The 23,232-nt window shown below is 63.5% G+C and carries 25 protein-coding genes; 14 read left to right on the plus strand and 11 right to left on the minus strand.

The genetic code is table 11. The annotated features are described in order from the left end of the window. Positions 1–14 precede the first annotated feature (14 nt). The 5 genes from JYK05_RS25080 to JYK05_RS25100 all read left to right on the plus strand — a co-directional run bounded on the left by JYK05_RS25080 (position 15) and on the right by JYK05_RS25100 (position 4,068). A complete protein-coding gene (locus tag JYK05_RS25080; RefSeq protein WP_175946037.1) occupies positions 15–188 on the plus strand; it encodes a hypothetical protein in 174 nt (57 codons plus the stop codon). Positions 189–336: 148 nt separating this feature from the next. Further along, complete coding sequence (locus tag JYK05_RS25085; RefSeq protein WP_206470567.1) at positions 337–2,973, plus strand: PAS domain-containing protein; 2,637 nt, start codon at positions 337–339, stop codon at positions 2,971–2,973. Positions 2,974–3,013: 40 nt separating this feature from the next. Next, positions 3,014–3,226: a hypothetical protein gene (locus JYK05_RS25090; RefSeq protein ID WP_175946026.1), complete on the plus strand. Its 213-nt coding sequence runs from the start codon at positions 3,014–3,016 to the stop codon at positions 3,224–3,226. Between the two features lie 62 nt (positions 3,227–3,288). Further along, complete coding sequence (locus JYK05_RS25095; RefSeq protein ID WP_206470568.1) at positions 3,289–3,546, plus strand: hypothetical protein; 258 nt, start codon at positions 3,289–3,291, stop codon at positions 3,544–3,546. A 57-nt stretch (positions 3,547–3,603) separates the two neighbouring features. Beyond that, positions 3,604–4,068 carry a YaiI/YqxD family protein gene (locus tag JYK05_RS25100; RefSeq protein ID WP_206470569.1) on the plus strand — a complete coding sequence of 155 codons (465 nt, stop codon included), beginning with the start codon at positions 3,604–3,606 and terminating at the stop codon, positions 4,066–4,068. Between the two features lie 3 nt (positions 4,069–4,071). Here the strand turns inward: JYK05_RS25100 and JYK05_RS25105 are convergent, their stop codons facing one another. After that, complete coding sequence (locus JYK05_RS25105) at positions 4,072–4,383, minus strand: hypothetical protein (RefSeq protein ID WP_206470570.1); 312 nt, start codon at positions 4,381–4,383, stop codon at positions 4,072–4,074. A gap of 110 nt (positions 4,384–4,493) precedes the next feature. Between JYK05_RS25105 and JYK05_RS25110 the strand changes: the two genes are divergently transcribed. The 8 genes from JYK05_RS25110 (at position 4,494) to JYK05_RS25140 (ending at position 10,171) form a co-directional block, all read left to right on the plus strand. Next, positions 4,494–4,760, plus strand: coding sequence for a DUF6566 family protein (locus JYK05_RS25110; RefSeq protein ID WP_175946018.1), 267 nt, complete (start codon positions 4,494–4,496; stop codon positions 4,758–4,760). A 60-nt stretch (positions 4,761–4,820) separates the two neighbouring features. Next, the gene (locus JYK05_RS26570) at positions 4,821–4,949 is read left to right on the plus strand and encodes a hypothetical protein (protein WP_255751465.1); all 129 of its coding nucleotides are present in this window, start codon (positions 4,821–4,823) and stop codon (positions 4,947–4,949) included. Positions 4,950–5,041: 92 nt separating this feature from the next. Next, positions 5,042–5,365: a hypothetical protein gene (locus JYK05_RS25115; protein ID WP_175946016.1), complete on the plus strand. Its 324-nt coding sequence runs from the start codon at positions 5,042–5,044 to the stop codon at positions 5,363–5,365. Positions 5,366–5,431: 66 nt separating this feature from the next. Continuing rightward, positions 5,432–6,013 (plus strand): peroxidase-related enzyme, encoded by a 582-nt coding sequence (locus tag JYK05_RS25120; protein WP_206470571.1) that lies wholly within the window; start codon positions 5,432–5,434, stop codon positions 6,011–6,013. Between the two features lie 113 nt (positions 6,014–6,126). Continuing rightward, positions 6,127–6,876, plus strand: coding sequence for an SDR family NAD(P)-dependent oxidoreductase (locus JYK05_RS25125; RefSeq protein WP_206470572.1), 750 nt, complete (start codon positions 6,127–6,129; stop codon positions 6,874–6,876). Between the two features lie 84 nt (positions 6,877–6,960). Then, entirely contained in the window at positions 6,961–8,289 is a 1,329-nt protein-coding gene (locus tag JYK05_RS25130) for an MFS transporter (RefSeq protein ID WP_175946014.1), read from the plus strand. Between the two features lie 32 nt (positions 8,290–8,321). After that, on the plus strand, positions 8,322–9,158 hold the full coding sequence (locus tag JYK05_RS25135) for a transketolase (RefSeq protein WP_206470573.1): 837 nt from the start codon (positions 8,322–8,324) through the stop codon (positions 9,156–9,158). Between the two features lie 14 nt (positions 9,159–9,172). Then, positions 9,173–10,171: a transketolase family protein gene (locus JYK05_RS25140; RefSeq protein WP_206470574.1), complete on the plus strand. Its 999-nt coding sequence runs from the start codon at positions 9,173–9,175 to the stop codon at positions 10,169–10,171. Here JYK05_RS25140 and JYK05_RS25145 read toward each other — a convergent pair. The 9 genes from JYK05_RS25145 to JYK05_RS25185 all read right to left on the minus strand — a co-directional run bounded on the left by JYK05_RS25145 (position 10,168) and on the right by JYK05_RS25185 (position 20,966). Then, entirely contained in the window at positions 10,168–10,737 is a 570-nt protein-coding gene (locus tag JYK05_RS25145) for a DUF2894 domain-containing protein (protein ID WP_206470575.1), read from the minus strand. The two genes, JYK05_RS25140 and JYK05_RS25145, sit on opposite strands and share 4 nt — an antisense overlap. 4 nt (positions 10,738–10,741) lie before the next feature. After that, a complete protein-coding gene (locus tag JYK05_RS25150; protein WP_175946010.1) occupies positions 10,742–11,389 on the minus strand; it encodes an OmpA family protein in 648 nt (215 codons plus the stop codon). Next, positions 11,386–13,818 carry a DUF802 domain-containing protein gene (locus tag JYK05_RS25155; protein WP_206470576.1) on the minus strand — a complete coding sequence of 811 codons (2,433 nt, stop codon included), beginning with the start codon at positions 13,816–13,818 and terminating at the stop codon, positions 11,386–11,388. Before JYK05_RS25155 ends, JYK05_RS25150 begins: the two co-directional genes overlap by 4 nt. A 5-nt stretch (positions 13,819–13,823) precedes the next feature. After that, entirely contained in the window at positions 13,824–14,528 is a 705-nt protein-coding gene (locus JYK05_RS25160; protein WP_206470917.1) for a DUF3348 domain-containing protein, read from the minus strand. A gap of 108 nt (positions 14,529–14,636) precedes the next feature. Beyond that, complete coding sequence (araH, locus tag JYK05_RS25165; protein WP_206470577.1) at positions 14,637–15,635, minus strand: L-arabinose ABC transporter permease AraH; 999 nt, start codon at positions 15,633–15,635, stop codon at positions 14,637–14,639. 52 nt (positions 15,636–15,687) lie between these two features. After that, positions 15,688–17,223: an L-arabinose ABC transporter ATP-binding protein AraG gene (gene araG, locus JYK05_RS25170; protein ID WP_241270099.1), complete on the minus strand. Its 1,536-nt coding sequence runs from the start codon at positions 17,221–17,223 to the stop codon at positions 15,688–15,690. Between the two features lie 6 nt (positions 17,224–17,229). Further along, positions 17,230–18,234 carry an arabinose ABC transporter substrate-binding protein gene (locus tag JYK05_RS25175; protein WP_206470578.1) on the minus strand — a complete coding sequence of 335 codons (1,005 nt, stop codon included), beginning with the start codon at positions 18,232–18,234 and terminating at the stop codon, positions 17,230–17,232. A gap of 45 nt (positions 18,235–18,279) precedes the next feature. Continuing rightward, positions 18,280–19,218, minus strand: a complete 939-nt coding sequence (locus JYK05_RS25180; protein ID WP_206470579.1) for a Gfo/Idh/MocA family protein — start codon at positions 19,216–19,218, stop codon at positions 18,280–18,282. Between the two features lie 14 nt (positions 19,219–19,232). Then, on the minus strand, positions 19,233–20,966 hold the full coding sequence (locus tag JYK05_RS25185) for an IlvD/Edd family dehydratase (RefSeq protein ID WP_206470580.1): 1,734 nt from the start codon (positions 20,964–20,966) through the stop codon (positions 19,233–19,235). Between the two features lie 119 nt (positions 20,967–21,085). Between JYK05_RS25185 and JYK05_RS25190 the strand changes: the two genes are divergently transcribed. Next, positions 21,086–22,042, plus strand: coding sequence for a LysR substrate-binding domain-containing protein (locus JYK05_RS25190; RefSeq protein WP_175945997.1), 957 nt, complete (start codon positions 21,086–21,088; stop codon positions 22,040–22,042). Here JYK05_RS25190 and ampC read toward each other — a convergent pair. Then, positions 22,039–23,217: a class C beta-lactamase gene (gene ampC / locus JYK05_RS25195; protein WP_206470581.1), complete on the minus strand. Its 1,179-nt coding sequence runs from the start codon at positions 23,215–23,217 to the stop codon at positions 22,039–22,041. The genes JYK05_RS25190 and ampC overlap by 4 nt on opposite strands. Positions 23,218–23,232: the final 15 nt, after the last annotated feature.

Below are 23,232 nucleotides of genomic sequence, written 5' to 3' on the forward strand. Positions count from 1 at the left end.
GAGGAAAACGCACCATGACACAAGAGACCGAACGTTCGACTCCGCCGAAACAAACGCCCAACGACGCCACCGCGGCGGACCGCCGTCTGAGCGACGAGCAGAAGCAGAACCTGACGAACGAGCCCGCGCCGCCGACAGGCGCGGGGAAGCCGTTGCCCGAACCGAACGACGTCGGCGAGGATGGCTAAGTAATTCGCAGCGCGCAGATGCAGCGCAGCGCTCTGCGCCTGCCCCAGCACATTGGCATTCGTACAATGTTGAAGGCAACGCCACCACCGACACTGCGCTGCGTCCGGCGATAAGACACGTCGCCGTTCAACCGAAGCAAGGACGCTCATGCACGATCCTGCTCACTTCCTGCCGTCGTTCGTGTGGCGCGCGGCGCGCGACGGGACCATCCAGTATGCCAATCCGTGGGCGTCCCGCTATCTCGGCTTATCGTCCGATGATTTGGCCGGACGGCACTGGAAAGCCTTCATTCATCCGGATGACGAACGCACGGTTCTCGACGCGCTCAGGCAAATGCGCGACGGCGTGCTGCTTCGCAACGTCGACGTTCGTCTTCTGCGCGCGGACGGCGCGTTTCGCTGGCACACGCTGCACTTGCAGGCACGCCGCGACGAAGACGGCAAAATCGGCGATACAGTAGGCGTCGCGATCGACATTCACGAGTGCCGTCACGCCTGGGAACTGTACGAGGCAAGCGAGCGACGTCTGCAGGCGGCCTTCGCGGGCGCGCGCATGGGCGCGTGGGAATGGGACATGAAGGAGCGCGTCGTGCGCATGACGGCGCAACTCGCCGACCTCTATGCGTTTCCGCCCGGCACCGATTCGGTGATGCTCTCGGAGATATGGGACCGCGTTGCGCCCGATTATCGCGAGCCGTTTCAACGCAAGCTCGCCGATGCGTTGCGTTATGGCGGCCCGTTCGAATTCGACTTCATGCTGGACTGCCATCGCAATGGCGACCCTGCCTCGCGACGCTGGCTGCGCATGCGCGGCAATCCGGAGTTCGACGCGCAAGGCGTGCTGACGCGCGTGCACGGCGTGAGCTTCGATATCAGTCAGCAACGCGCCGACATGGAGCGTCTGAGCCTCAGCGAGCGCCGTTATCGCGCGCTGGTGGAATCGACCGGGGCGCTGGTATGGTCCGCCGATGCGAACGGCGAAATCCGGCCTTCGGGCGGCGAATGGGAGATGTTCACCGGCGAGCGGCGCGACCGGCTGTCGCGTTGGGGCTGGCTCGATTTCATTCATCCGGACGACCGCGAGCGCACGCATCACGCATGGCTGGAAGCGTTGCACCAGGGCGGCCCGCGCACGCTCACCTTCCGCATGTATCGCCGCGATGGTTCTTATCGCATGGTGCAGGCGCACGCCGCCCCGCTGTACGACGAGCACGGCAAGTTGCAGGAATGGTTCGGCACGACAACGGATGTCACGGCGCAATACGAAGCGCAAGCGGCAATCGAAGCGCGCAGCCTGCGCCTCACGGTTGCGATGCAAGCGGCGAAGATTCACATCGTCTCGCTGGAACTGGCGAACTGGACCATGCTGTTCGAAACGAGCGTCGAGCATCGGCCGGATCAGGCCGAGACGCTCACCTACGAAGCGGCGCTCGCACGCATTCATCCCGATGATGCCCCCGCTCTCGACCGCTATGTCCGACGCCTCGCTTCCGGCGACGATCCTCACGAGCAATTCGAGTTTCGCGTGCAGAACATGCACGGCGAACAGTGGATGCAGGGCAGCGCACTGCTTCAGCGCAGCAAGGACGGCAAGCCGCTGCGGATCATCGGCAGCCTGATCGACATCACCGACCGCAAGCAGATGGAGCTGGTCCTGCGTGAATCGGGCCGCCGCAAGGACGAATTTCTCGCCATGCTCGCGCATGAGCTGCGCAATCCGCTCGCGCCGCTGCGCACCGCCATCGCGCTGTTGCAAAAGGACGAGGACCTGTCCCCGCAGACCAACGACCTCGTCGAACTCATGAACAGGCAAGTCGAGCACATGACGCGCATCGTCGATGATCTGCTCGAAGTGTCGCGCATCACGCAGGGCCGCATCGCGTTGCAGCGCGAGCCGGTGCTGGTCGGGACCGCCGTTTATCATGCGGTGGAAGCGATCGCGAACATGGTCGAATCGCGCGGGCAGCACATACAGGTCGATGTCCCCGATGCAACCACATGGGTGTGCGGCGACGTCACGCGGCTTTCGCAGATACTCGTCAATGTGCTCAACAACGCGAGCAAGTACACGCCGGAAGGCGGCGATATCTCGGTGAGCGTGGACGCCGATCAGGACTGGGTTTCCATCGTAATCGCCGATACAGGCACCGGAATTTCGGGCGACCTGTTGCCGAAGGTATTCGAGCTCTTCTCGCAAGGCGAACGCACACTGGACCGCTCCAATGGCGGCCTCGGAATCGGGCTGTCGCTCGTCAAGAAGCTCGTCGAGATGCATAACGGGACCATCACGGTTCAAAGCCCCGGACCGGGGCTCGGCACCACCGTCAACGTGCGCTTGCCGCGTCTGCATCATCACGAGCGTCACTCAGCGCTCGCGCTCTCCGAAAGCAGTGCGCTGGAAACGCATGCCGCGCTGCGCATTCTTGTCGTGGACGATAACCGCGATGCCGCCGATTCTCTCGCGATGCTATGCGAATCCGAAGGACACGTTGCGCGCGTGGCGTATTCATCGGGAGAGGCGCTGTCCGCCACGCCGTTTCAGGCGGACGTGGCGTTGCTCGACATCGGCTTGCCCGATATCGACGGCTACGAACTCGCGCGACGCCTGCGGCGCAAAGGCGAGAGCGCGCCGCTTCTGATCGCCATCACGGGCTATGGACAGACCGACGACCGCTTGCGCGCGCAATCGGCGGGCTTCGACTATCACTTCGTGAAGCCGGTCAACGTGGAAAGCCTCCTCAAGCTGCTGTCGTCGCTCACCGTGACTCGACGCCCGGAACGCTGATTGCTTGCTAGCACGGCATCGCAACCAGAAGGAGGCACGCATGGCCGAGCAACACAAACCCGGTGAGAAAGTACAGACCTCGGGAATCTATCGCGTCGTGAAAGTAGGCGACGGCGGCTCCGCATTCGAGGTGACGTGCGTGGAAGGCGAGCACTTCCCGCCGACGAGAAGCGGCAAGGGCGCGCATTATGAACTCGTCCACGCCGCGACGCACTCGCACAAGCACGGCGAGCTCGGCAGCGCAGACAAGTGACGCTTTAGACGCTATGAAAACGGCGCGCGAGCGTCGTTTCTCACTCTTGCGAGGACAACGCGATGAACCCTGAACCCTCCGATCCGGTCGAGCGCGCGGACAAGCGCCGCGAGGCCATCGGCGAAGGCGAAGTCAAAGAAAAGCCGGACGGCACGATCGAACAGCGCGGACATGGCAGCATGGACCCGACGCTCGTTCCGAAAGGCAAGGACCATCCCGAACAGGGGCCTTATACGCCGGAGAACGATCATATCGACCCCGATGTCGATCCCGCTGCGAGCAGCGATCATCCGCGCAGCAAGCCGGATTCAGAAGCGTAAGCAGCGGCGCGGGCGCATGCAGCATAATGTGCGCTCGCCCATTTGCCCGACCGCATCATGCAGATTCTCGTCGATGCCGACGCTTGTCCCGCTGTCGTGAAAGACATGCTGTTTCGCGCGGGGCCGCGCGCAGCGATCAATGTGACGCTGGTGGCCAACCAGTTCCTTCGCACCCCGCCCTCGCCGTTTATCAAAGCCGTTCAGGTGCCTTCAGGTTTCGATGTCGCGGACGCGCGCATCGTCGAGATGGCCGCAGCCGGCGATCTCGTGATTACCGCCGATATACCGCTCGCAGCAGCGGTGCTCGCCAAAGGCGCACATGCCCTCGACCCGCGCGGCGAATGGTTCAGTCCGGACAATATCGAAGAACGCCTGACCATGCGCTCGGTGATGGACCAGTTGCGCAGCACGGGCGTCGCGACAGGCGGACCCTCGCCTTATAGCCCGCGCGATGGCAAACATTTCGCCGCTCAACTGGACAAATTTCTCGCGCGTCAGCGCGCCGTCAAACCGACGCAGTGATATTCAAGCGCGCGGACCTTCGTCTGTGCGGTCGGTCGTGCGGCGCTTGTCGGTTCCGTTATTGTTGAAATGATCGGGATACTCGGTGCCGACGAGCGCATCGTAACGGTCCGGTTGCGTCTTCACGATAGCTTGCAGCATCTTGATGAACGCATTGCCGTCCGGAAGGTTGTCGACGATCACGCGCGCCGTTCTGAGCGAGATGGATTCAGTCAGCGGCGGCGCTGTTCCGTCGTCGAGCTTGAAACGAAACCGGTGAATCTCGGCCGACGAAGCTTGCGGCGGCACTTCGTGCGAGACGATCGTTGCTTTCATATTCTTGGTCTGTCTTTCCTTAGCGTGAGATATTTAGCAAGAAGCAAACCACGTTGCGACGGCACGTGATCTGCTGAGTTGCCATTCAAGTCAATCAGCACGGAGGACACATGACGAGCGAGAGTTTTTCCTTCAAAGGCTACGACGTTACGGTGACCATTCAGCAGAACGATACGGGCGACTGGGTGCCGCAGATCGCAGCCCTGCGCGACGGGGCGCCTGCCGACCTGCCGGATGTCGAACCGACCGGCCCGAGCTGGGCGACGCGCGCGGAAGCCTTGCGCGCGGGCGTTGAGCGGGCTCATCGTCTGATCGAACGTTATGGCCTCGGCCACGACGATCAACATACCGATGGCGGCACGAAGCGCGAATTCTAGACGCTGGAACGCGGTATGCGTAATCGTCAGTCCCTAACCACGTTGCAAAGGAGTGAAGCAATGCCATCGTCCAAGCTCGGAAATTCGAACCCGACCAATCCGCGTAACGACCAAGGGAAGGCGCAAGGCCAACAGCAGCAGAATCAGCAGAAGCAGCCGATGCATCAGGGCGGCCAACGCCAGCCGTGATTGCGTCGAGTGGTGCAAAAGGTCCGCTCGCGCTGGCGTCGTAAAGCAGCGCGAGCGGATCGCATCTATTGCGTTCGCAGGAGACATGACTCATGAAAGCGCGGGCATTGATCGCGGCAATGGCTCTCTCTGTGTCGGGCACCGTGCTGGCTGCCGGGAGCGGCAGCGGAAGCCCGGGCGCCGGACCTTCGGTGAACACGTCGGCCGCAGGCCGCAGCGGCGCTGACCAGGGCCCCGCGTCCGCCATGCGGCCGCCCACGCCGGGTGGCGGCACCGGCGGCGCAGGCGACGGCATGCGATCGCCCGGACAAGGTTCCGCAGGCGGAATGCAGCCGATGCTGAGGAGCGGCAGCGGCAGCACGACCAATCAGCCCGGCGCGCCATCCACGACGAACGGCGGCGCTCAAGGTCAATAGACCGCCCGCAAGTTTGCTGCGGCATACTTCGTCAACGAGCCCGCTCGAGGCTCCAACGGAGACGTCATGCCCACCTTGCCCATCAGCCGTTTTCCCGTTCCGAACCCTGAAGCATGGCCCGACGACATACGCGAGCGCATACGCGAAGTGCAGGACAAGGCGGGCTTCGTTCCGAATGTATTTCTTGCGCTTGCGCACCGGCCCGACGAGTTCCGCGCATTCTTTGCCTACCATGACGCGTTGATGCTCAAGGAAGGCGGCCTCACCAAAGGCGAGCGCGAAATGATCGTGGTGGCCACGAGCGGCGTCAACGAATGCCTTTACTGCGTCGTCGCGCATGGCGCAATCTTGCGCATCTATGAAAAGAACGCGCTGCTGGCTGACCAGATCGCGGTGAATCATCGCAAGGCCGACATCACGCCGCGTCAAAAGGCGATGCTCGATTTCGCGCTGAAGGTCTGCCGCGAAGCCGGCGCCGTGGACGATGCCGATTTCGCCGCGCTTCATGCACACGGCTTCAGCGACGAAGACGTGTGGGACATCGCGGCCATCACTGCGTTCTTCGGCTTGTCAAACCGCATGGCGAATGTCACGTCGATGCGGCCCAACGACGAGTTCTACCTCATGGGGCGCGTGCCGAAGGGTTAACCCGAGCCTGCGATACCTGAAAATTTCTCAGCATGAGTTGAACCGAACCGCGTTGATCGCTGCGTCGAACGCGACGAAACTGCCTCCACACCGAACAAACCATGGAGACAGCAATGTTGCTCGACAATCGTGTAGTGATCGTGACCGGCGCGGCTTCGGCGCGTGGCATTGGCAAGGCGACGGCAAAGGCGCTTGCCGCGCAAGGCGCGCGCGTCGTCATTCTGGACCTGCGTGAAGCGGACGCGCAAAGCGCCGCACGCGATATCGGCGAAGAACACCTGGGCCTCGCATGCGACGTCACCGACAAGGACGCATGCGTCGCCGCCGCCAACGCGACCATCGAAAAATACGGCCGCATCGACGCGCTCATCAATAACGCCGGTATCACGCAACCCATCAAGACGCTCGAAATCAGCGCGGCGAATTTCGACGCCGTGATCGACGTCAATCTGCGCGGCACGCTTTACATGTCGCAAGCAGTCATCGGGCAGATGAAGAAGCAGCAGAGCGGCAGCATCGTGTGCATGTCGTCGGTATCGGCGCAGCGCGGCGGCGGCATCTTCGGCGGGCCGCATTACAGCGCAGCGAAGGCCGGCGTTCTGGGACTCGCGCGCGCCATGGCGCGCGAATTCGGCGCCGATCGCATTCGCGTGAATTCCATCACGCCGGGTCTCATTCAGACGGACATCACCGGCGACAAGCTCACGCCCGAGATGCGCGCGGACATCATCAAAGGCATTCCGCTCGGCCGTCTGGGCGATGCGGCCGACATCGCCAATGCGTGCCTCTTTCTCGCCAGCGATCTGTCGAGCTATCTCACGGGTGTCACGCTGGACGTCAACGGAGGCATGCTGATTCATTGATGTCGCGTGCGCCCGCCTCACGCGCAGGCGCATTCAGCGCACCCGGACTAACCGGGGCGTAACGAGTCATGGCAGGAGACAAACATGAAACCTCGCTTCACCGCGCCGCCGCTCGCGGCAGATATCTCGTCGTCGGCCGACACCGCCACTTTCGAAGCAAAGACCTATGCGAAGGTCGGACGCCGCCTCATACCCTTTCTGATGCTGTGCTATCTCGGCGCTTATCTGGATCGCGTCAACGTCGGCTTCGCGAAGCTGCAAATGCTTAATGATTTGCGCTTTTCCGAAACCATCTATGGCATCGGCGCAGGCATTTTCTTTCTCGGCTATTTCCTTTTCGAAGTGCCGAGCAACGTAATACTGCACAAGGTGGGCGCGCGCAACTGGCTCGCTCGCATCATGCTGACGTGGGCCGTCATCTCCGCGAGCTTCGTGTTCGTGAAGTCGCCGACCATGTTCTATATCCTGCGCTTCCTGCTCGGCGTGGCCGAGGCAGGCTTTGCACCGGGCGTCATTCTTTATCTGACTTACTGGTTCCCCGCCGCGCGCCGCGCCAAAGCGTTGTCGTTGTTCTTCATGGCGATCCCGCTCGCGGGCATTATCGGCGGGCCGCTCTCCGGTTACATCATGCATGCACTGCAAGGCGCGCACGGACTCGCGGGATGGAAGTGGCTCTTCATCCTCGAAGCATTGCCGTCGCTCGTGCTCGGCGTCGTGATTCTGTTCTATCTCGACAATGGCATTGCCAGCGCGAAGTGGCTCACCGATGCGGAAAAGACACTTCTCGCTCGCAATGTCGAGAAGGACAACGCGCAGAAGCTCGAACACGTGTCGATCCGCTCGTTCATCGGCGACCGGCGTCTGTGGCTCATGGCCGCGATCTATTTCTGCGTCGTGCTCGGTCAGTACGGCCTCACGTTCTGGCTGCCGACTATCGTGCGTCGTGCGGGCGTCGCAGACCCGCTGTGGGTCGGCATCTTCACCGCGATTCCGTATCTGTGCGCCATCATCGCGCTGCCGCTGATCGGGGCGAGCGCCGACAAGCACCGCGAGCGCCGTCTGCATCTCGCGATCCCCATGCTTGTTTCCGCCGCCGGCTTCGCCACCTTACCGATGCTTGGCAGCGTGGGCGCGTCGATCGTCTGCGTGAGCGTCGCCGCTGCGGGCATTCTCGCTTCGTCGTCGCAGTTCTGGTCGCTGCCTACTGCCGTGCTCGGCGGCATGTCGGCGGCCGCAGGCATCGCCGCGGTCAACTGCTTCGCCAATCTCGCGGGCTTCTTCTCGCCCGCCATCGTCGGCTGGCTCAACGATCTCACGGGCAAGTCCACGGCAGGCCTGATCTTTATCTCGGCTGCGGTCGTCGTCGGCGCGGCGCTGGTTTTCCTCGTGCCTGCTAAGACGGTCAATCGATAAGCATTACTACCTATCATCTCAAGGAGACGAACATGAGCAGTCCCGTTATCGAGGAGGTGACGCTCGCCGAGCGCGCCTATCGCATTCGCCGCAACGCCCTTTTGATGGGCGAAGTGCAGGGCCAGGGCTACATCGGTCAGGCATTGGATATCGCCGATGTATTGGCCGTGAGTTACTTCGGCGCGATGAACTACCGCCCCGAAGATCCCGATTGGGAAGCGCGCGACCGCTTCCTGCTTTCGAACGGTCACTACGCGATTGCGCTGTATGCGGCGCTCTTCGAAGCCGGCATCCTGCCGCAAGAAGAACTCGAAACTTACGGCAGCGACGACAGCCGTCTGCCGATGTCCGGCATGGCGAGCTATACGCCGGGCATGGAAATGTCGGGCGGCTCGCTCGGACAGGGTCTCACCATTGCCGTGGGCCGCTGTCTCGGACTCAAGCGCAAGAACTCGAAGTCTTTCGTCTATACGCTCTTCTCCGATGGTGAGCTCGACGAAGGCGCAATCTGGGAAGGCTTGATGTCCGCCGCGCACTGGAAGCTCGACAACCTGATCGCGATGATCGACGTGAACAATCAGCAAGCCGATGGCCCGTCGACGCAGATCATGGCCTTCGAGCCGCTGGTGCCGAAGCTCGAAGCGTTCGGCTGGTACGTGCAGCGCGTGAACGGCAACGATATCGACGCCGTGAAGGAAGCCTTCGACAACGCGCGCAATCTGCAGGAAGCGAAGCCGCGCATCATCGTATGCGATACGAAGATGGGCTGCGGCGTGCCGTTCCTCGAACAGCGTGAGAAGAATCACTTCATCCGAGTCGACGCGCACGAGTGGCAACTCGCGCTGGAAGCACTCGAATCGAGCCGGTAAGCAAGGAGAACAGAATGAGCACCATCGAAAAGAAGCCGCGTTTGAAGACCTCCGCGATGATCGCCTCGATCGCGAGCGAGGGACAAGTCACGCGTTCCGCGCCGTTCGGTCATGCGCTCGCCGAACTGGCGCGCACGAAGTCGAACGTGATCGGCATGACGGCCGATCTCGGCAAGTACACCGACCTGCATATCTTCGGCAAGGAATTCCCGGAGCGTTACTACCAGATGGGCATGGCCGAGCAGTTGTTGATGGGCGCGGCCGCCGGCTTCGCGCATGAAGGCGCGCAGCCGTTCGTCACGACGTATGCCGTGTTTGCGACTCGCCGCGCGTATGACTTCATTCACCAGACGATCGCGGAAGACAACCTCGACGTGAAGATCGTCGCCGCGCTGCCGGGTCTCACGACGGGCTACGGCCCGAGCCATCAGGCAGCCGAAGATCTCGCGTTGATGCGCGCGATGCCGAACATGACCGTCATCGACCCGTGCGATGCGCTCGACATCGAGCAGATGGTGCCGGCCATCGCGGCGCACAAGGGGCCGGTCTATGCGCGCCTCTTGCGCGGCAACGTGCCCGCCGTGCTCGACGAATACGGCTATCGCTTCGAGCTCGGCAAAGCGAAGATGCTGCGCGACGGTTCCGACGTACTCGTCGTTTCATCCGGACTACTGACGATGCGCGCGCTCGAAACCGCGAAGGCGCTGGGAGCGGATAACGTCGACGTGGCCGTGCTTCATGTGCCGACGATCAAGCCGCTCGACACCGAAACCATCATTCGTGAAGCGCGGCGCTCGGGCCGGCTTGTCGTGGTCGCGGAAAATCACACGGTGATCGGCGGTCTGGGCGAAGCGGTGGCGTGCGCACTGCTGAGCGCCGGCGTGACGCCTGCATTCAGACAAATCGCGCTGCCCGATGCGTTCCTCGATGCGGGCGCCTTGCCTACCCTGCACGACCGCTACGGCATCTCCACGAACGTGATGGCGAGCACCATCAAGGGCTGGCTCGACTAGGGCGCGCTGCGGCCGCGCGCAGGCTTTCTCGCGCGCGGCGCTTCCTTTCCGGCAGGCGCGTTCGCGCCTGTCATCTCTTCCATCCACGAAAGCGTGTCGACGTACGCGAGGAAATGCTGCAAGTATTCCGGCGAAGCCTCGCGCATCAAAGCAAGCGAACGATGCACGAGGCTGCTCGAATTGAGCGGGCCCGCGTTCTTCGGCACCTTCTGCTGCGACTCCCGCAACTGCCGCTCGGCGCTGACTTTCGACCAGACGCCCCGCAAATACTCCAGCAGTTCTTCATGCGACGGATGCGTGGCCGCGTGACGGGCCATGTCGTCGAGCAACACGGCAAGCGGTCCTTTCGGCGCATGCGCTGCAACGGCTTGCCGGGCGGTTGCCTGCGCGACCGTATCCGCGTAGTCGTTCAAGAGCGATGACAGGCGCGCGTCGATGATGCGTCTCGCCTCGCCTCCGTGCGTCATGGCGCGCCGCGCCAGCGCCTCGATGAAGCGATAACGCACGGGATTGACGCGATGCTCGCCGCGCGCGCGCCATGCGTCCAGCATCGCGCGGGCATTCATGTCGTCATCCACGGGGCTTCACCAGCGAGTTCGTCGGACGCGGCACAGCGGATATTTCGACGCGGCGATTCTTAGCGCGGCCTTCGTCGTCGGCATTCGAACTGACGGGCTGCTCGGAACCGAAGGCCGCCGCGAATACCGATGACGGCGCGACGCCTGCATCGATCAAAGCGCGCGTCACGGTCAACGCGCGCTTGGCCGACAGCTCCCAGTTATCCGCGAACCGGCGATTGCCTTCGCGAACCTGCTGGTCATCGGCGAAACCGCTCACCATCAGAACCTGATCGTGCGTGCCGAGATACGCGGACAGCGGCCCGGCGAGGCTCTTGAGCACATCACGTCCCTGCGGTTGCAGTTGATCCGAGTTGAGCGCGAACAACACGTTCCCGCTGATCCCGATGCGCCCGTTTACGAGCGTCACGCGCCCGGACGCAAGCGGTCCGGCGAGCGCCTGTTCCAGCGTCTTGCGCCGCTGCGCTTCCTGTTGCCGTTCTTTGACGGCCTGTTCGAGCTTGGTGGAAAGCTGCAACTGCACGCCGATGACCGCGACGAGTATCAGCACGAACGCGCCGAGAAGCACCGACATCAAGTCCGCGAAAGCCGCCCAGATGGGCGCGGCGCTTTCGATGCCGCCATCGAGTTCTTCGTTCATGCGCGCGCTCCGTCCAACTCACGCTGTCCGGCGATGCGTTGCAAGTCTTCGACGATCTGCTTCTGCGACATCACGCTCAGGTCGATGACTTCGCGCGCCTGCGCGACGTAATACGCAAGCTGCTCGTCGCTGCGCGAGAGCGTCTTGTCGAGCGCCGTTTCGACGCGCTGCAAATGCGTGACGAGCGTCTCGTTCGCCGCGCCGAAGGACTCGACGGCCGCGCCCAACGCTTCGCCGAGGCTCGCCACTTCGACAGCGCTGCCGGTGACCTGCGCGGCCACCGCGCTGATCTTCGCGCCTTCGCTTTCGATCTTGTCGCTGAATTGCGAGCCTGCGCGCGAGAGCAGATCCGCCGACGTGGAGATGAGCGCATCGACGGCCGTGCGTTGTTCGGTGGACGCCAGATTCACCGCATCGAGCAGCGTGTGCAGCGTGGCGAGCAGGCGGCTGCGCTCCTCCAGCATGGCGGTGTCGCGCACCATCGAATCAGAGAGCATCTGCCGCATTTCCGCGACCACTTCAGCCGCGGCCTTGGGCGCTTGCGATGCAGCCTGCATGAGCTTTTCGATTTCAGCGATGAGACCGTTCGCATGCGAGCGCGACGCGTCCGACATCTCGCTCGCCGTGCGCGCGAGCGTGTCGCAGATCTCCTGCTGACGGCGCTCGACGAAGGTGCTCGTCTGCTGCCATTCGTCGCGCAAGGTCGCGGATACCGCGCCGAGGGCTTCGGTCCACGCGTTCAGGCGAGCATCGTTGTTCGAAGCGAGCGCTGCAGCGAGCTTCGCATGGGCTTCATCGACTGACTTCACTAGCGATGCGGAATGCACTTCAAAGCGTTCGGTTGCCTCGTTCAGAGCGCCTCGATGCTGCGCGGCGAGTTGCTCGCCCGCCTGCTGCTGCGCGGCAAGCGCGCTGCGCCAGGCGTCCGACATGCCAGCGGATGTGCTGTCGAGCCGCGACGACATCCCTTCGAGCAAGTCGCTCGCGCGTGCCTCGAAACGGCTCGCGAAGCCATCGAGCGAAACGCCTGTCTGCGTGGCGAGCGCCGCGCTCGTCTGCTCGTGCTTCACGACCGACTCATTCAATGCGGCGGCGATCTTCTCGACGCAAGCATGCAATTCGGTCGTTACGCCGTTGATGTGCGTCGCCATGCCGGCGGCCAGATTCTGCGAGCGCTCGTCCACGGCTTGCGCGAAACGATCCAGCGAAGCACCCGTCTGCGCGACGAGCGCCGCGCTCGCCTCTTCGTGTTTGAGAAGCGTTGCGTCGAGTCCGTCCGCTGTCTGCTTCATGCGCGACGACACGTCTTCCACCAGCGTCGAAGATCGTTGTTCGAAGCCTTGCGCGAAGCGTTCCAGCGACGCATTCATCTTGTCGACGAGCGCCTCGTTGGACGCCTGATGCCCTTGCAGCGAGCGATCCCAGATACCGGCGATCTTCTGCGCGGAAGCCTCGAAGCCGTTCGACAAGCCATCCAGTTGTCGCCCGACAGCCTGTTCGATGCTGCCGTGCAACGCCTTCGTTTCGCGTGCGATGCCGTCCATCGTCGCCTGCATCACGGGCTGTAATGCGGCGCTCGCCGCGCGCGCGCTATCGGCCACGCTTTGCTTCAACGACAGTTCCACCGAGGTGGCAAGGCGCCGGTACGCCGTCTCCGTGTTCGCATGAAACGCGGCCTGATTCGCCAACTGCCGCTCGTTCGCGGCGACGCTCTGCTGTTCGATGGCGCTCATCATCGCGTGAAGACGATCGACGAGCTTCGGCATGATCTCGGTCTGACGTTGAAGCAATCGGAACGTCGCTTCGCGTTGATGCGTCTGCGTGAAGGGCCGCAGCGTCGTCGCGGTCTTCATGTCGAGCAGTTGCGTGACGTGCAGGCGTTCGCGACGGCATAGCGTGGAAAGCAGCCCGAGCATCGCGGAGGTCGCGACGCCCGCTATCGACGTGCCGAACGCGAAGCCGAGGCCCGTCACCGGCGCGGCGAGCGATGCGCGGATAGCCGCGAGATCGGTCGAGCTTTCGAGCGCGGCGCCTGTGCCGCGCAGCGTCGCGACCATGCCGAGCAGCGTGCCCAACATGCCGAGCAGGACGAGCAAGCCCGCGAGATACGGCGCGAGCGCAGGACCGGGCAACACAGTGCGTTCGCCTTCTACGCGCGAACGCACCGCATTGCGCAGATTCGCCGGCACTTGTTCGAGCCACGATGCAAGGCTCGGCGGCGTCGCATTCAATGCGCCGACTGCGGTGGCCAGCTCGCGCGTTGTTTGTTGATAGCGCTGCAGTTCCGACGCGCCCACGAGATAGCACGCGCCGATCACGAGCGTGACGGCGAGCGCGAGCGCATTCGAGCCGATATAACCAATGGCTATACCGCAGACGGCCAGGAGGCCCACGAGAAAGACAGCTACATTCAGAAGGTAACGGGGCATAGCGTTCAGTGAGCGGTTTGACATGCCGCGAGCAAACCATCGACCGGTTGGAAACGTACGTGCAGTTCGGCGCGCAGGACGCTTTGCATGTCCTGTTCGAAGACGCCGAGCCATGCGGATGCGTCGTCGGAAGACGCCTGATGCGCGCTGCGCATGCGCTGGAAATGCTTGCCGAGGAGCGCCGGCGCTTGCGCCAGCAGCGCGCGTTCGCGCGCGGCGAGCGCCTGTTCCATCACGGCATCGACGACGGCAAGCCGCGCCATGCGCGTCGACTTCGCCGCCAGCGTCGCGCGCACGCGAGCGCGTAGCGCGCCGATCTCGGATTCCATCGCCTGTTGCAGCGACAGATACCGCTGTCGGTAGACGGCGTAGTCCACGGCCAGATCAGGAGGCGGCGCCTGCACCGGCGCGCGTCGCCGGTGAGCGCCCGGAGCGTTGCCCTTGTCGCCGACGATGGCACTCGTCAGCGACGCACGCACGCGCGCGCAGGCCGCTTCTTCCACGTCCGATGCGGATCGCACGCCGGGAATGGCGGGCGGATCGCCGCTAAGCGCGGTGGACAACGCGATCGCGTCGGTCCAGCCGAGCCACTGGCTCAGACGGTCCGACAGCGAGGAACCGGGTGCGTGAACATCGAGATCGGCGAAACGCGCGAGCAGGCGCACGAGCGCCGGCCCGCTGATCGCCGTGCGCGTGGGGGCTTGCACGATAACACCGCAGGCAAAAACCCGTTAGTTTACACGGTGACGGGCGTCTGCCTAGTTTGGAGGCGTTTTTGTCATTCTTTGCGGCTTCTCGACGCCCGCAGCCCGTATCGTTCAGACCGCGCGCTTGCTGCGCCTGAACTGGTCGAACAGCACGGCGAGCAACAGAATGCCGCCGCGAATGAGGTATTGATAGAACGTCGGGACGTTGAGCAGGCTCATCGCGTCCTGCACCGCGCCCATGATGAGCACGCCGACGAGCACGCCCGAGATCGTCGCGACGCCGCCCGTCAGCGACACGCCGCCCAGCACGCACGCGGAAATCACGCCGAGTTCGAGCCCGACCGAGGTCTTCGGGTCGCCGAGACTCATGCGCGAGGCGAGCATGACGCCTGCGAAGCCGGTCACGAGCCCTTGCAACACGAACACGGTGATCTTGATGCGCGTGACCGGCAGGCCCGCGAGCACGGCCGCCTCGCTGTTGCCGCCGACGGCCAGCACGTTCTTGCCGAACACCGTCTTCTTCAGCAGGAAGCCGAACACGACGAAGCCGACGATGTTGCTCCAGATCGGATACGAGATGCCGAGGAACGAACCGCCGCCGAGATCGAAGAACCGCTCTTCGGAGATCATTACGGCGTCGCCGTTGGACGTGAGGAACGCGAGACCGCGCACCGCTTCCATCATCGCGAGCGTCGCGATCAGCGAGTTGATCTTGAAGCGCGCGATCAGCACGCCGTTCACGAGTCCGACCGCGCCGCCCGCGAGAATGCCCGCCGCGACGCCGAGCATGACGCTATGCGTCGCGGTGATGACGGTCGATGCCATCACCCCCGCGAACGCGACGATGGAGGCCACCGAGAGATCGACTTCGCCGAGCGCGAGCACGAACATCATCGTGACCGCGATCGAGCCGATCAACGTCACCGAGAGCAGCAGCCCCTGAATATTGCGGGGCGTGAGAAAGCCCGGCACCGTGACGGAGAGCACCGCGAACAGCACCAGGAACACCACGACGATGCCCGACTTGTTGATGAGGTCCCACATGCGCGCCTGCGAGGGCGCAATGGGCGCTTGAGCATCGCTCGTGGAGGAAGTGCCTGGAGTTTGCATGGCTTGGCTCTAATTCGTTTCGTCTTTCCGGGGCCGCCGCTGGGGTCAGCAGTCAGCGGGGCAATGCGAGCTTGATCAGTTCGTCCGGCGTCGCCTGCGACTTCGGCAGCGCGCCGGCAATGCGTCCTTCTTTCATCACGATGATGCGATCCGACACGCCGATCACTTCGGCCAGATCGCTCGATACGAGAATCACCGTGCGTCCCGCTTCGGCGAGCTCATACAAAAGGTTATAGATCTCGGCACGCGCGCCGACATCGATGCCGCGCGTGGGCTCGTCCATCAGGAACACGTCGATGCGTTCCGCGAGCCAGCGCGAAAGAATCACCTTCTGCTGATTGCCGCCCGACAGCGTGCCGATAGCGGTTTCGCCGCTGCGCGTCTTGATTGCGAGCTTCGCGATGTATTCCTGCGCGAGCGCGCGCTCGCGGCGTGCATCGAGCAGGAAGCGCGCGGGGCTGAAATGACGGCGCGCGCTGATGTTGAGGTTGTCCGCGACGGACGCGATCGCGACGATGCCTTCCTGCTTGCGGTCTTCGGGGCACAGCGCGATGCCCGCGCGCACGGCATCGCGCGGGCTCGCAAACGACACGCGCTTGCCTTTGAGTTCGACGTGCCCTTCGCTCGCTTTCGTCGCGCCGTAGAGCAGCTTCATCAATTCGGAACGCCCTGCGCCGACGAGACCGAAGAAGCCGAGAATCTCGCCGCGCCGCGCGCTGAACGACACCGGCTCGGAAAGGCCTGGCCCGAGCAACCCCTTTGCCTCGATCATCACGTCGCCGGCTTCGCGCGAGCGATAACCATAGACGTCCGCGATCGAACGGCCGACCATGCACGCGATCAGCCGGTCGCGCGAAAGGCCTGCGACGGATTCGAAGGTCTCGATGCGCCGGCCGTCGCGGAACACGGTCACGCGGTCGCACAGTTCATACACTTCGTCCATGCGATGCGTGACGTAGATGATCGCGCGTCCGTCGGCGCGAAGCGCGTCGATGATGCGGAACAGTTGCTTCGTCTCGCGCGCGGAGAGCGAGCTCGTCGGCTCGTCGAACGCGATCACGCGCGCATCGCGCATCAACGCCTTGCCGATCTCGATCATCTGCCGCTGGCCGATCGAGAGGTTCTTCACCGGCGTGCGCGGATCGATCCGTTCGCCGAGTCGTTCCAGTTCGGCCATCGCGCGTTTGACGAGCGCGCGTTCGTCGAGCACGCCCGCGCGATTCGGCAATTGCCCGAGCATCAGGTTCTCGGCCACCGTCAGTTCCGGCACGAGGTGCAGTTCCTGATAGATGATCGCAATGCCCGCAGCAATCGCCTCGCGCGTCGTCGTAAAGCGGTGTTCCGCGCCATTGAGCTTCAGCGTTCCCGCTTGCGGCTTGTTGACGCCCGAAAGCACCTTGAGCAAGGTGGATTTGCCCGCGCCGTTCTCGCCCATCAAGCCGTGCACTTCGCCCGCGCGCACCGACAGCGACACGCCGTCGAGCGCGCGCACGCCCGGGAAGCTCACAGTGATGCCGTCGAGTTCCAGGTATGCGCCGCGCTCGCCGTGCGCCGGGGCGAGGGTCACGTCGTCCGTCGTCGTATCCATGCGTGCTTAGATACCGAGTTCGGTACGCACGGACTTCCAGTTCTCACGCGTCATCAGCTTGCCCGTGGTTTGCGTGTCGGCGGGCGGCTGCTTGCCGCTGCGAATCCAGTCGACGAGATTCTGCGCGCTTTGCTTGCCGTGGTTGGTGGAGCTCACCGCGATGGTGCCGAAAAAGCCCGTCTGCTCTTTCTTCTGGAACTCGGCGAACGCTTCGCCCGCGCCGTTGATGCCCACGCCGATCACATCCGCCGAAGGAATATGCAGCTGTTCCGTGGCGCGAACGCCGCCCAGCACGGACTCTTCGTTCAGCGCGAAGATCACCCACTTCTTGATGTTCGGATGTTGCGCGAGCACCGGCGATGCCGCGTTGAAGCCGCCTTCATCGTCCGTGGTCTTCTGCGGCGCGTCGAAGATGTTTTCCTTCTTGAAGCCGTTCGCGACGAGCGACTGCGTGGCGCCATCGGTGCGCAGCTTCGCCGTCGGAAGTTCGTAGTCCGTAATACGCAGCGCTCCGACTTCTTCCGGCTTCCAGCCGCGGCGCTTCATTTCGCCGGCAATGGCATCGCCGACCTGATTGCCGATCTTGAACGCCGACATGCCGAGGTGCGGCACGTTCGAAAGCGGCTTGCCCGACGAATCGACGAGCTGGTCATCGACCGAAACGAACTTCATGTTGTAGCGCTTCGCGCGCGCGGCGATGGCCGGTCCCAGGCGCACGTCCGGCGCGCAGATCACGAAGCCCTGCGCGCCTTGCGCGCCGAGGTTGTCGATGGCCGCGAGCACTTTCTCGCCATCCGGCGTGCCGATGTTCACCGACGTGAAGTTCTCTTTCTGTCCCAGCGCGGTCGAAGCCTTCTGCTCGTTGATGAACCATGCCTGCTCCGGCATCTTCACGAGGAAGCCGATCTTGAGCGGCTCGTCGGCTTGCGCCGCGCCGTGAAGCGCGAAAGGCGCGACGCACATCGCGGCCATGATGGCGCGCAAGGTCAGGCGGCGAATTTGTTGGTTCATGACGTGTCTCCTTGGTCTGGCTTTTGTTGGTGAATGTCGTTTGATTTAGCGGCCGAATGGCTCGGTTTCCACGTGTTTGCCTAACAGAAATGCGTCCGCGACGAGCCTGAGCGGACGCACGTCCACATCGCTCTCGCCCCGTTCGATCAGTTCGCGGAACCGCTCATACAGCGCCGGATACTCGCGCTCCGGTCCGAGCGAAACGGCTTCGCCCGCGATCGACAGGCGCTTGCCGCCCTCGCGGATCGACAAACGGCCGCCGTCCGTATCGACATCGATGTCCCACTCCTCGACCGGGCCATGACGCCAGTCGAACGACGCGCGCACCGGCGCGCCGTTCGTATCGACGCAATCGAGCTCGGCGGCGATGGGCGTTGCGGTATCGCGCGGAATGGTGAGCGTCGCCGCGCGCAATGCGATCTCGCGCGGCAGGATGCGCGTGACGATGGAAAGCGCGTTGATGCCCGGATCGAACACGCCGAGGCCGCCCGGCTCCCAGATCCATTGCTGGCCCGGATGCCAGCGTCGCACGTCTTCTTTCCAGCGTATTTCGACCGCGCGCACCGCGCCCGCTTCCTTCGACGCAAGCCACGCACGCGCCGGCTCCACAGCGCTCGCAGCGCGCGAATGCCAGCTTGCGAAGAGCGTGCGGCCATGCGTTTGCGCGATGTCGCGCAATGCCTCGACTTCGCTCACGCTCGCGCCCGGCGGCTTTTCGAGCATCACATGCTTGCCCGCTTCGAGCGCGGCGCGTGCCTGCGCAAAGCGCACTTGCGGCGGCGCGCAGAGCGATACCGCATCGAGCGACGGCTCGGCGGCGAGCAACGCATCGAGGTCCGCGTAATTGCGCACGCCGTCGACGCTCGCGTTGCGGCTCGCGCATGCGACGAGCTCGAAGCCGGGCTGCGCGGCAATGGCGGGCAGATGCTGGTCGCGCGCGATCTTGCCGATCCCCGCGACGGCGAGTTTATATGCCGATGTCATGCGTATCCTCGTGGTCAATGCGAGTGGCGTGGCACCGCTGCTCCGCGCTTGCCGACGAGGAAGTCCAGGTCGCAACCTTCGTCTGCCTGAAGAACGTGATCGACGTACAGGCGCTGATAACCGCCATCGCCATGCACGCGCGGCGGCACGCGACCGCTCATGCGGCTCGCCAGCTCTTCGTCGCTGATGTCGAGATGCAGCGTGCCCGCATCGCAGTCGAGCTCGATCCAGTCGCCATCGCGCACGGCGGCAAGCGGACCACCGGCCGCCGCTTCCGGCGCGACGTGCAGCACCACCGTGCCGTAAGCGGTGCCGCTCATGCGTGCATCGGAAATACGGACCATGTCCTTCACGCCCTGGCGCAACAGCTTCGGCGGCAGACCCATGTTGCCGACTTCGGCCATGCCGGGATAACCCTTCGGTCCGCAGTTCTTCATCACGAGCACGCAGTCCTTGTCCACATCGAGCGATTCGTCGACGATGCGCTCCTTATAGTGTTCGAGGTTCTCGAACACGACCGCGCGTCCGCGGTGCTTGAGCAGTTCGGGCGTCGCTGCCGACGGCTTCAGCACGGCGCCGCGCGGCGCGAGATTACCGCGCAACACGCGAATGCCGCCATCCTGAATGAGCGGGTTGCTCAGTTCGCGAATCACTTCATCGTTCGTATTTGGCGCGTTCTTCACGTTCTCCCAAAGCGATTTGCCGTTCACCGTCAATGCATCGGGATGCGGCAACAGGTTCGCTTCGCCCAGGCGCCTCAGCACGGCGGGCAGGCCGCCCGCGTAATAGAACTCTTCCATCAGGAAGCGGCCCGAGGGCATCAAGTCCACGATGGTCGGCGTGTCGCGACCGATGCGCGTCCAGTCTTCCAGTTCGAGCGGCACGCCGATACGGCCTGCAATCGCCTTCAGGTGAATGACCGCGTTCGTCGAGCCGCCGATAGCCGCGTTCGTGCGGATCGCGTTCTCGAATGCTTCGCGGGTCAGAATCTTCGACAACGTGAGGCCTTCGAGCGCCATCTCCACGATGCGAATGCCCGACATGTGCGCGAGCACGTAGCGGCGCGCATCCACGGCCGGGATCGCCGCGTTGTGCGGCAGCGATGTGCCGAGCGCCTCGGCCATGCAGGCCATCGTGGAAGCGGTGCCCATCGTGTTGCAGGTTCCCGCCGAACGCGACATGCCGCCTTCCGCCGAGAGGAACTGATGCAGGTCGATCTCGCCCGCCTTAAGCGATTCATGCAGTTGCCACACGGCCGTGCCCGAGCCGATGTCCTTGCCATTGAGCTTGCCGTTCAACATCGGCCCGCCCGTCACGACGATAGCGGGCACGTCGCAACTCGCCGCGCCCATCAAGAGCGCGGGCGTGGTCTTGTCGCAGCCGGTGAGCAGCACGACTGCATCGATCGGATTGCCGCGAATGGCTTCTTCCACGTCCATTGCCGCGAGATTGCGCGTGAGCATCGCGGTCGGGCGCAGATTCGATTCGCCATTGGAAAACACGGGGAATTCCACGGGAAAGCCGCCCGCCTCGTAGACGCCGCGCTTCACGTGTTCGGCGATCTTGCGAAAGTGCGCATTGCACGGCGTGAGTTCAGACCACGTATTGCAGATGCCGATGACCGGCCTGCCGTCGAACTCGTGATCGGGAATCCCTTGATTCTTCATCCAGCTTCGGTACATGAAGCCGTTCTTGTCGGCGGTGCCGAACCATTCTTGGGAGCGCAGCTTGGGCTTCGATGCCGACATGTGTTTCGTCCTGGTTCATAACGCGATTGCCGCGAAGTCTATGAGGGCGCGTGATAATCTACTAATGAATTGTTCGACGCCATCGATACCCGAAACGGCATTCGTAGAAACCCCTAAAAATGTTGCTGAATTCGACCCCCTGGTACATCCGCAGCCGGCTCAAGACGCGGCAGTTGATGCTCGTCGTCGCGCTCGTGGAGGAAGGCAACATTCATCGCGCGGCGGCCGTGCTTCATATGACGCAACCGGCCGCGTCGAAGCTCTTGCGCGAACTGGAAGAAACGCTCGGCGTGACGCTTTTCGAGCGTGAACCGCGCGGCATGCGCGCCACGCTGTACGGCGAAGCCATCGTGCGTCACGCGCGCGCGGTGCTCGGCAGCCTCGATCAGGCGCAGGAAGAACTCGTCGCGCTGAAGACGGGCCGGCTCGGGCATGTGGCGATCGGCGCGATCACGTCGCCGGGCGTGCGGCTCTTGCCTGCCGCTGTCGCTTCGGTCAAGCGGCAGCATGCGGATATCCGCATCTCCGTCGAGATCGATACCAGCAACGTGCTGCTCGAGCGCCTCGCGCAGGACAAGCTGGATATCGTCATCGGAAGGCTTTCAGTCGAACACGACAAGCTGCGGCTTCGTTACGAACCGCTGACGGGCGAACCGGTGCGCGCGCTCGTGCGTGCCGGTCATCCGCTGCTGAACGCGCCGGCGTTGACGCTCGCCGACGTCCAGCCGTGCGAATGGCTCGTGCCGCCGGCGGGCAGCGTATTGCGGCATCGCTTCGAACTGATGTTTCAGCGCGCCAGTCTGCCGCCGCCGTCGAACGTGGTCGAGACGGCAGCAATTCTTTTCATCACGCGCCTCTTGGAGCAGAGCGACATGATCGCGGTGCTCGCGGAAGACGTGGCGCTTTACTATGCGCAGCACGGCATGGCCGCGGTGCTGCCCTTGCCGATGGAATGTCAGATGGACGACTTCGGCATCGTCACGCGCGCCGACCGTCTCTTTGCGCCCGCCACGAGCGTGATGGTCGATGCGCTGCGCGCCACTGCCGCCGACGTGTACGAGAGCGCATCGCGCTAGGGTTTCGTCTTTCCGTCTGCCAGCGCCGTCACGATCGCATAGGCGGCTCGCACGCGATCCGCGTTCGGTATGTTCTTGTTGCCCAGCATGACGATGCCCACATGCTTCGCCGGAACGAAAGCGACGTACGCGCCAAAGCCGTTGGTCGAGCCGGTCTTGTTGATCCAGACGTCGCCGCGCGGCGCTTGCGGCGGGTCGATGCGCTCGGCGGCGTGGCCATCGACGATCATCGAGGGGCCGTTGCCATCGAGCAAGGCGGTCAGCGGCGCGGGATACGGATACTGTTCCCAGACGAGGTCTTGCGTCATCGGTCCCGACTGGAAGTACGCCGTATGCGTGGCCGTGATCGCGCTCTGCAGCGTGGCATCGACATGCGCGGCGTCATTCATGTTGGCTTGCAGGAAGCGCGTCATATCCTCTGCCGTCGATCGCACGCCGTACGCTTCGGATGCAAGCACGCCCGGATTCATGCGCACGGGCTTGCCGTCCTTGGCATAACCTTCGGCATAGTCGCCCATGCGAGCGGGCGGCACCTGCATATAACTATGGCTCATGCCTAGCTTCGCAAAGATGCGTTGCTCGATGAGCGTGTCGAAATCCTGCCCCATGCTTTTTGCCGTGATAAGTCCGAGCGTGCCGATGCCCGGATTCGCATACGTCCTGTAAGTGCCCGGCGCATGGCGCGGTTTCCAGCCCTTGAAGTACTGCATGAGTTGCGCGTTGTCGTGGACTTCATCGGGCACTTGCAAGGGCAAGCCGCCCGGCGTGTGCGTGCCGAGATTCAAGAGCGTCACGTCGTCGCCGAACGCGCTGCCGCGCAACTCGGGCAAGTACTTGCCGACCGAATCGCTCAGTGAGAGATGCCCGGTCTCCTGCGCATACGATGCGAGCGTAGCGGTGAACGTCTTGCTGATCGAGCCGAGTTCGAACAAGGTGTCGCGCGTAACGGGCGTGCCGCTTTCCTTGGAAGCCACGCCGTAATCGAAGACGTAAGGCTTGCCTTCCACGACGATGCCTATTGCCATGCCCGCGATGCCGTCGCGCGCCATCAAGGGCATGACGGTCTCATCGACGATGTGCTTGATGTCATCACGGCTCATGCTCGCCGGCTGACTGAAGACGGATAACGAGCACGTGGAAAGGAGAGCCGCTGCGAACAGCGTTTGGAGTTTCATTGTTCAAGTCCTTTG

This window comes from Caballeronia sp. M1242 (assembly GCF_017220215.1).
Classification (GTDB): Bacteria; Pseudomonadota; Gammaproteobacteria; order Burkholderiales; family Burkholderiaceae; genus Caballeronia.